Raw genomic sequence first — 8,913 nt, forward strand, 5'->3', positions numbered from 1 at the left:
GTGTCTCCCGATCCGGCCCGCTTAAGGGCCGGAAACGGTCTGAAAGCATTCAATGTCAAGTCAGACTTGACAGCTTGTAAAGGCGCGCGGGAATTGTCAATGAATCTCGATCAATCGAGAATCGAGTCATGCCCGGCAACCACGCCGGATCGTTTCCCGCCGCGCGGCACCAGGCTCGGGAGCCGGCACCGCTTGCCGGCCCGACGACCGGTTTCGCCCGCGCGGCGCACCGCACTGGAGACACGATGAATTCACCCGCTTCCCCCGAACCTTCCGGTGCCGGCGCCGGCACCGTCACGCGCGAACGGCGCGACAAGGTGCTCGTTGTCACGATCGACCATCCGCCCGTCAACGCGCTGTCCGCCGACGTGCGGCGCGGTCTCGCCGACGCGCTCGACGCCGCGCAGGCCGACGACGCGATTCGCGCGGTGCTGATCGTCGGCGCCGGCCGCAACTTCATCGCGGGCGCCGACATCCGCGAGTTCGGCAAGCCGCCGGTGCCGCCGTCGTTGCCGGACGTATGCGAGCGGATCGAGTCGAGCGCGAAGCCGGTCGTGGTCGCGCTGCACGGCGCGACGCTCGGCGGCGGCCTCGAGGTCGCGCTCGCCGCGCATTACCGGCTCGCGGTGCCCGGCGCGAAGCTCGGCCTGCCCGAAGTCACGCTCGGCCTGCTGCCCGGCGCGGGCGGCACGCAGCGCACGCCGCGCCTGATCGGCGCGAAGGCCGCGCTCGACCTGATGCTGACGGGGCGTCACGCCAGCGCCGACGAAGCGCTCGCGCTCGGCCTCGTCGATCGCGTCGCGCACAGCGACGACACGCTCGCCGAAGGTCTCGCCTATGCGCAGGAACTCGTGTCGCTCGGCGCGCCGGCGCGGCGCACGCGCGATGCGCAGGGGCTCGCCGATCGCGCGGCCGCGCAGGCCGCGATCGACGCGGCGCGCGCCGAGCTGCCGAAGCAGTCGCGCGGCCTGTTCTCGCCGGCGAAGATCGTCGATGCGGTCGAGGCCGCGCTCACGCAGTCGTTCGACGCGGGGATGAAGCTCGAACGCAGCCTGTTCCTGCAATGCATCGACAGCCCGCAGCGCGCGGGCCTCGTGCACGCGTTCTTCGCGGAGCGCGAGGCCGCGAAGGCGCCCGAGGCGCGGCGCGCGAGCGCGCGTCCGGTCGAGCGGATCGGCGTGGTCGGCGGCGGCACGATGGGCGCGGGCATCGCGGTCGCGGCGCTCGACGCCGGACTGCCCGTGACGATGATCGAACGCGACGAAGCGTCGCTCGCGCGCGGCCGCGCGCATGTCGAGAAGGTGTACGACGGCCTCGTCGCGAAGGGGCGGATGACGCCGGCCGCGCACGCGGCGCGGCTCGCGCGCTTCAAGGGCAGCACGTCGTACGACGCGCTCGCGCAGGCCGACGTGGTGATCGAGGCCGTGTTCGAGGACATGGGCGTGAAGAAGGCGGTGTTCGCCGAACTCGCGCGCGTGTGCAAGCCGGGCGCGGTGCTCGCGACCAACACGTCGTATCTCGACATCGACGAGCTGGCCGCCAGCATCGACCGACCGTCCGACGTGATCGGCCTGCATTTCTTCTCGCCGGCCAACGTGATGAAGCTGCTCGAGATCGTCGTGCCGGCGCGCGTGAGCGCGGACGTCGTCGCGACCGCGTTCGCGCTGGCCAGGCAGCTGAAGAAGACGCCGGTGCGCGCCGGCGTGTGCGACGGCTTCATCGGCAACCGGATCCTCGCGGTCTATCGCACCGCCGCGGACTACCTGATGGAAGACGGCGCATCGCCTTACCAGATCGACCGCGCGGTGCGCGAATTCGGTTTTCCGATGGGGCCGTTCCAGGTCGTCGACCTCGCGGGCGGCGACATCGGCTGGGCGACCCGCAAGCGCCGCGCGGCGACGCGCGACCCGCGCGCCCGCTACGTGGAGATTTCCGACCGGCTGTGCGAGCGCGGCTGGTTCGGGCAGAAGACCGCGCGCGGTTACTACCTGTATCCGGACGGCGCGCGCGTCGGCACGCCGGACCCGGAAGTCGAGGCGATCGTTGCAGACGAGCGCGCGAAGAAGGGCATCGCGCCGCGCACGTTCACCGACGACGAGATCATGCGCCGCTACCTCGCCGCGATGATCAACGAAGGCGCGAACGTCGTGCACGAGAAGATCGCGCTGCGCCCGCTCGACGTCGACGCGGTGTTCCTGTACGGCTACGGCTTCCCGCGCTATCGCGGCGGCCCGATGCACTACGCGGACACGGTCGGCCTCGCGAACGTGCTCGCCGACATCCGCGCGTTCGCGAAGGAGGATCCGCTGTTCTGGAAGCCTTCGCCGCTGATCGTCGAGCTGGTCGAGCGCGGCGCGGATTTCGCGAGCCTGAACCATATCGACTGAACGCTCACCGCATTCGCAACGGACTCACGATGGACCTCAATTTCACCCCCGAAGAGGAAGCGTTCCGCACCGAAGTGCAGCGCTTTCTCGCCGCCGAACTGCCCGCGCGCACTGCGCGCAAGGTGAAGAGCGGCCTGCATCTGACGCGCGACGACATGCGCGAATGGCACGCAATCCTGAATGCCCGCGGCTGGCTCGCGAGCCACTGGCCGCGCGAGTATGGCGGCCCCGGCTGGAGCGTCGCGCAGAAATTCCTGTTCGACAACGAATGCGCGCTCGCCGGCGCGCCGCGCATCGTCCCGTTCGGCGTCAACATGCTCGGGCCCGTGCTGATCAAGTACGGCGACGAAGCGCAGAAGCGCCACTGGCTGCCGCGCATTCTCGACGGCACCGACTGGTGGTGCCAGGGCTATTCGGAGCCGGGCGCCGGTTCCGATCTCGCGTCGGTGAAGACGAGCGCGGTGCGCGACGGCAATCACTACGTCGTGAACGGCCAGAAGACGTGGACCACGCTCGGCCACTACGCGAACATGATCTTCTGCCTCGTGCGCACCGCGACCGACGTGCGCAAGCAGGAGGGCATCAGCTTCCTGCTGATCGACATGGCCACGCCGGGTGTCGAAGTGCGCCCGATCATCACGCTCGACGGCGAGCACGAGGTGAACGAAGTGTTCTTCACCGACGTGCGCGTGCCCGTGGAGAACCTGGTCGGCGAAGAGAACCGCGGCTGGACCTGTGCGAAATACCTGCTCACGTACGAGCGCACCAACATCGCCGGAATCGGCTTCTCGACGGCCGCGCTCGACCGGCTGCGCGCGGTCGCCGCGAAGGTGACGAAGAATGGCCGTCCGCTCGCGGACGATCCGTTCTTCGCGGCGCGCGTCGCCCGCGTCGAGATCGAGCTCGAGAACATGCGCACGACCAACCTGCGCGTGCTGGCCGCGGTCGCGGGCGGCGGCGTGCCGGGCGCGGAGAGCTCGATGCTGAAGATTCGCGGCACGCAGATCCGCCAGGAAATCACCGCGCTGATGCGCCGCGCGATGGGGCCGTACGCGCAGCCGTTCGTCGAGGAGGCGCTCGACGCCGATCACGACGGCGAGCCGGTCGGCCCGGACGGGGCCGCGAGCGCCGCGCAGCAGTACTTCAACAACCGCAAGCTGTCGATCTTCGGCGGCTCGAACGAGATCCAGAAGAACATCATCGCGAAGATGATGCTCGGGCTGTAACGAGGGACGCGACGATGGATTTCCAGCACACAGAAGACCGGCGGATGCTGGCGGACACGTTGAACCGCTTCATCGCCGAACAGTATGCGTTCCCGGTGCGCGACCGCATCGCGCAGTCGACCGACGGATTCGATCGCGCGATGTGGCGGCGCTTCGCTGAACTCGGCGCGGTCGGCGCGCTGTTTCCCGAAGCCGACGGCGGCTTCGGCGGCGCGGGTTTCGACATCGCCGTGGTGTTCGAATGCCTCGGGCGCGGGCTCGTCGTCGAGCCGTTCCTCGGCGCGCTGCTCGCGGGCCGCGCGCTGTCGCTCGGCGGCGGCGACGCGCATCGCGAACGGCTTGCCGCGCTGATCGACGGCAGCGCGAGCGCCGCGTTCGCGCACGACGAGCCGGGCTCGCACTACGAACTGACGACCGTGCGCACGCGCGCCGAGCGCGACGGCGACGGCTGGGTGCTGACGGGCGCGAAGGGCGTCGTCGACCAGGCCGCGCAGGCGGCATTCTTCGTCGTCAGCGCGCGCGTGTCCGGTCATGACGACGACGCGGCCGGCATCGGCCTGTTCGTCGTGCCGGCCGACGCGCCGGGCGTGTCGCTGCGCGACTACAGGAAGATCGACGGCGGCCGCGCGGCCGAAGTGCGTTTCGAGCGCGTCGTGTTGCCGGCCGAGGCCGCGCTCGGCGCGCCGGATGCCCGGGACGGAGATGCCGGCGCCGCGCTGCTCGAACGCGTGCTCGGCTACGGGCTGCTGGCGCTGTCGGCGGAGGCGCTCGGCGCGATGGACGTCGCGAAGGAAGCCACGCTCGAATACCTGCGCACGCGCAAGCAGTTCGGGCTGCCGATCGGCAGCTTCCAGGCGCTGCAGCACCGGATGGCCGACCTGCTGCTCGAAGTCGAGCAGGCGCGCTCGGCGGTGATCAACGCGGCCGCGCAGCTCGATGCGCCACGCGCGGTGCGCGAGCGCGCGCTCGCGGCGGCGAAATACAGCATCGGCCGGATCGGCACGCTCGTCGCTGAGGAAAGCATCCAGCTGCACGGCGGGATCGGGATGACGTGGGAGCTGCCGCTGTCGCATTACGCGAAGCGGCTTGTGATGATCGATCACCAGCTCGGCGACGAGGATCATCATCTCGCGCGCTACATCGCGCTGTCGAAACAATAAAGGCATGCGACGCGAATGGAGGAGACAAGGATGACGAACGATCCGCGCGCATTGCCGCTGGCCGGCGTGAAGGTGCTTGATTTCTCGCGCGTGCTCGCGGGCCCGTGGAGCGCGATGGTGCTCGCCGATTTCGGCGCGGACGTGATCAAGGTCGAGCATCCGGTGCGCGGCGACGACACGCGCGACTGGGGGCTGCGGATCGGCGAGACCGAGACCACGTATTTCAACAGCGTGAACCGCAGCAAGCGGTCGATCTGCGTCGACCTGCAGACCGAGGACGGGCGGCGCATTGCGCGCGAGCTGGCCGCGCAGGCCGACGTGCTGATCCACAACTTCAAGTTCGGCGGTGCGGAGAAACTCGGCCTCGGCTACGACGCGCTGGCCGAACTGAATCCGCGGCTCGTGCATTGCGCGATTTCCGGCTATGACCGCTCGGGCCCGGAGGCCGCGCGGCCCGGCTACGACCTCGTCGTGCAGGGCGAGGCGGGGCTGATGGCGCTGAACGGCGAGGCCGGCCAGCCGCCGCTGAAATTCGGCGTCGCGGCGGTCGACCTGTTCACCGGCATGTATTCGGCGCAGGCGATCCTCGCCGCGCTGTACGAGCGCCACGCGACGGGGCGCGGACGGCGCATCGAGATGGCGCTGTTCGACTGCGGGCTGATGATCACCGCGTACTACGGGCTCGACGCGCTGCTGATGGGCGAGGATCCGCCGCGCTACGGCAACGCGCATCCGTCGATCGTGCCGTACGGCGTGTTCGATGCGGCCGACGGCCCGCTCGTGATCACGGTCGGCAACAACACGCAGTTCGCACGTTTCTGCGATGCGATCGAGCGGCCCGATCTCGCCGCGGACGACCGCTACAGGACCAACCTCGGCCGCTCGGAAAACCGCGCCACGCTGCTGCCGGAGATTCGCGGCGAACTCGCGCGGCGGCCGCGCGCGATGCTGCTCGCGGCACTCGCCGATGCGGGCATTCCGTGCGGCGAGGTGCTCGGGCTGCACGACGCGCTGACGTCGGAGCGCGCGACCCGCGCGGGGCTCGTCACGCGGCAGCCGCATCCGGTCGCGGGCGGCGTCGACGTGCTCGCGCCGCCGTATCGCTTCGACGGTACGCGCCTGCCGGTGCGCGGTGCGCCGCCGGTGCTCGGCGCCGATACGGACGACGTGCTCGGTCGCTGGCTCGGGCTGTCGCCGGACGACCTGGCGCGGCTGCGCGCGGATCGCGTCGTGTAGCGCGTTTCATGTATTGCCGCCGCGGCGCGGGCGGAGCAGTCGACGCGCGCCGACCATCCATAAGACACGCCTCGCGAACGACGAGGGGACATCGGAGACACCATGGAGCATTCCGTCATCGAATCGGTCACGGCGCGCCGTGACTACCAGCAGCTCGTGCGTGCGCGACGCCGCTTCAGCTTCACGCTGACGGCGCTGATGATCGCGACCTACTACGGCTTCATCCTGCTCGTCGCGCTCGCGCCGCGCGTGCTGGCGGCGCCGCTGTACCGCGGCGCGACGACCACGGTCGGGATCGTCGCGGGCGTCGCGATCATCCTGGTCGCGATCGGCCTGACCGCGTGCTACGTGCTGCGCGCGAACCGTGCGTTCGACCGCCGCGTCGACGCGATCCTGCAACGTTCGTGACGGAGGCCGACATGCGACGCATCTCGCGCGCGCTCGGCGCGCTGGCCGTTCTCGTTTTCTTCACCTCCGCCGCGCGCGCGAGCGCCGTCGCGGGGCCGATGCCCGACAAGGTCGAACTGAACCCGGTCGCGATCGCGATGTTCTTCGCGTTCGTGTTCGCGACGCTCGCGCTCACGCGCTGGGCCGCGCGCCGCACGCGCTCGACACGCGACTTCTACACGGCCGGCGGCGGCATCACCGGGCTGCAGAACGGGCTCGCGATCGCGGGCGACTACATGTCGGCCGCGTCGTTCCTCGGGCTGTCGGGGATGGTGTTCATGTTCGGCTTCGACGGGCTGATCTATTCGATCGGCTTCCTGGTCGGCTGGCCGTTCGTGATGTTCCTGATCGCCGAGCCGCTGCGCAACCTCGGCAGGTTCACGTTCGTCGACGTCGTCGCGTACCGCTTCGCGCAGCGGCCGATCCGGCTGCTGACGTCCGCGAACGCGCTGACGATCGTCGTGCTGTACCTGGTCGTGCAGATGGTCGGCGCGGGCAAGCTGATCCAGCTGCTGTTCGGGCTGTCGTACGGCACGGCCGAGCTGATCGTCGGCGTGCTGATGGTCGTGTACGTGTTCTTCGGCGGGATGACCGCGACCACCTGGGTGCAGGTGATCAAGGCCGTGCTGCTGCTGTGCGGCGCGACGCTGCTCGCGTTGCTCGCGCTCGGCGAATTCGGCTTCAGCGTCGACGAGATGTTCCGCCGCGCGGTGGCCGTGCATCCGGGCGCGCTGTCGATCATGGGGCCCGGCAAGCTGATCCGCGATCCGGCCAACGCGCTGTCGCTCGGCATCGCGCTGATGTTCGGCACGGCCGGCTTCCCGCACATTCTGATGCGCTTCTTCACGGTGCCGAACGCGAAGGAGGCGCGCAAGTCGGTGCTCTACGCGACCGGCTTCATCGGTTACTTCTACCTGCTCACGTTCGTGATCGGCTTCTCGGCGATCGTGCTGCTCGCGCAGCATCCGGAATTCTTCCGGCTCGGCGCGAACGGCACCTTCAACCTGACGCACGACCTGCTCGGCGGCTCGAACATGGTCGCGGTGAAGCTCGCGCAGGCGGTCGGCGGCAACTGGTTCTACGGCTTCATCGCGGCCGTCACGTTCGCGACGATCCTCGCGGTGGTCGCCGGGCTGACGCTCGCCGGCGCGACCACGATCTCGCACGACCTGTATGCGCAGATGTGGGCGCGCGGCAAGCCCGACGAGCGGCTGGAGATGCGCATCTCGCGCGCGGCGACGATCGGGCTGTCCGCGGTCGCGATCGCGCTGTCGATCCTGTTCGAGCACGTGAACGTCGCGTTCATGGTCGGCCTGGTCGCGGCGGTGGCCGCCAGCGCGAATTTCCCGGTGCTCGCGATGTCGATCTTCTGGCGCGGGATGACGACGCGCGGCGCGGTGCTCGGCGGCGGCCTGGGCCTCGCGTCGGCGGTGGCGCTCACGGTGCTGTCGAAGTCGGTGTGGGTCGACGTGCTGCATCACGCGCATGCGCCGGTGTTCCTCGACAACCCGGCGCTCGTGTCGGTGCCGCTCGCGTTCGTCGGGATCGTCGTCGGCTCGCTCGCGGACCGCGGCGAGCGCGCGCGGCGCGAACGCGAAGCCTTCGCGCGGCAGGAGTTCTACGCGCAGACGGGCGTGCTGGCCGGGGAGGCCGTGCAGCATTGATTCGTGCGTGGGCTATGGCTGTGAAACCCCGGAGGATCGAGATCTTTCGGGGTTTCGTTTTTTGAGAAGCGCGGAGATCATCGTCGGGACAGACGGTACTTGAGACAAAGGTTGACCGGGGTAGTCTGGTTCGATCGCGGATAGGGTGGCGGCCAATTTGCGGAAAAACTGTACTTTCAGATTCGTCCAATAGACGTGGATGTCGCAATAGTTAATCGTTGCTGCTGGGCGTTCAGCGAGCAGCTTAACTATGGCTATCCAATCCGACCTGCGCTTTACCTTCACCGCCGGCGACGAGTCGTTCGAAGTGGTGGAGTTCACTTTGCACGAAGGCTTGTCCGAGACCTTCCACTTGCAGGTGGAGCTGGCCAGCACCAACCCTGCCATCGACTTTGGTCAGGTGCTGGACCGTAATGGCTTGCTCACCATATGGCAGGGCGGGTTGCCGGTGCGCTATTTGCACGGCGCCATCTCATCGCTCGCCCAAGGCGAGACGGGATTTCGACGGACCCGCTATTCCGCGGTGGTCGAGCCGCGCCTGGCGCGCCTGAAGCTATCCTCCGACTGGCGCATCTTCCAGACCCTGAGCGTGCCCGAGATTGCGACGGCCGTGCTCAAGGCGCACAACCAAACGCTGGACTACGAACAGCGCGTTACCGCCGAGCATCTGGCACGCGAATACTGCGTGCAGGCTGGCGACACCGACTACGACTTTGTCGAGCGCATCCTGCGCGAGGAAGGCTTTTTCTATGCCTTCCAGCACAAGGCCGATAGTCACCGCCTGATTCACTGT

General features: G+C 68.8%; 7 protein-coding genes. All 7 read left to right on the plus strand.

All coding sequences use genetic code 11. The features are described from left to right. Positions 1-245 precede the first annotated feature (245 nt). Positions 246-2,387 (plus strand): 3-hydroxyacyl-CoA dehydrogenase NAD-binding domain-containing protein, encoded by a 2,142-nt coding sequence (locus tag WS49_RS02100; protein ID WP_059524045.1) that lies wholly within the window; start codon positions 246-248, stop codon positions 2,385-2,387. 29 nt (positions 2,388-2,416) lie between these two features. Next, a complete protein-coding gene (locus tag WS49_RS02105; protein ID WP_059524022.1) occupies positions 2,417-3,613 on the plus strand; it encodes an acyl-CoA dehydrogenase family protein in 1,197 nt (398 codons plus the stop codon). A gap of 14 nt (positions 3,614-3,627) precedes the next feature. After that, positions 3,628-4,773: an acyl-CoA dehydrogenase family protein gene (locus WS49_RS02110; RefSeq protein ID WP_059524024.1), complete on the plus strand. Its 1,146-nt coding sequence runs from the start codon at positions 3,628-3,630 to the stop codon at positions 4,771-4,773. Between the two features lie 30 nt (positions 4,774-4,803). Beyond that, positions 4,804-6,009, plus strand: coding sequence for a CaiB/BaiF CoA transferase family protein (locus WS49_RS02115; protein WP_059524026.1), 1,206 nt, complete (start codon positions 4,804-4,806; stop codon positions 6,007-6,009). Between the two features lie 102 nt (positions 6,010-6,111). After that, complete coding sequence (locus WS49_RS02120) at positions 6,112-6,417, plus strand: DUF485 domain-containing protein (RefSeq protein ID WP_059524028.1); 306 nt, start codon at positions 6,112-6,114, stop codon at positions 6,415-6,417. An 11-nt stretch (positions 6,418-6,428) separates the two neighbouring features. Further along, positions 6,429-8,120 (plus strand): cation/acetate symporter ActP, encoded by a 1,692-nt coding sequence (gene actP / locus WS49_RS02125; protein WP_059524047.1) that lies wholly within the window; start codon positions 6,429-6,431, stop codon positions 8,118-8,120. 250 nt (positions 8,121-8,370) lie between these two features. Then, positions 8,371-8,913: type VI secretion system tip protein VgrG (vgrG, locus tag WS49_RS02130; RefSeq protein ID WP_156441315.1), on the plus strand; the 543-nt coding region annotated here is incomplete at its 3' end.

It is taken from the genome of Burkholderia sp. RF7-non_BP4 (genome assembly GCF_001521935.1).
Lineage (GTDB): Bacteria > Pseudomonadota > Gammaproteobacteria > Burkholderiales > Burkholderiaceae > Burkholderia > Burkholderia diffusa.

Coding starts and splice junctions, on each gene's coding strand:
- WS49_RS02105 (WP_059524022.1), top strand. CDS start 2,417: ATGGACCTCAATTTCACCCCCGAAGAGGAAGCGTTCCGCACCGAAGTG.
- WS49_RS02120 (WP_059524028.1), top strand. CDS start 6,112: ATGGAGCATTCCGTCATCGAATCGGTCACGGCGCGCCGTGACTACCAG.
- WS49_RS02115 (WP_059524026.1), top strand. CDS start 4,804: ATGACGAACGATCCGCGCGCATTGCCGCTGGCCGGCGTGAAGGTGCTT.
- actP (WP_059524047.1), top strand. CDS start 6,429: ATGCGACGCATCTCGCGCGCGCTCGGCGCGCTGGCCGTTCTCGTTTTC.
- WS49_RS02110 (WP_059524024.1), top strand. CDS start 3,628: ATGGATTTCCAGCACACAGAAGACCGGCGGATGCTGGCGGACACGTTG.
- WS49_RS02100 (WP_059524045.1), top strand. CDS start 246: ATGAATTCACCCGCTTCCCCCGAACCTTCCGGTGCCGGCGCCGGCACC.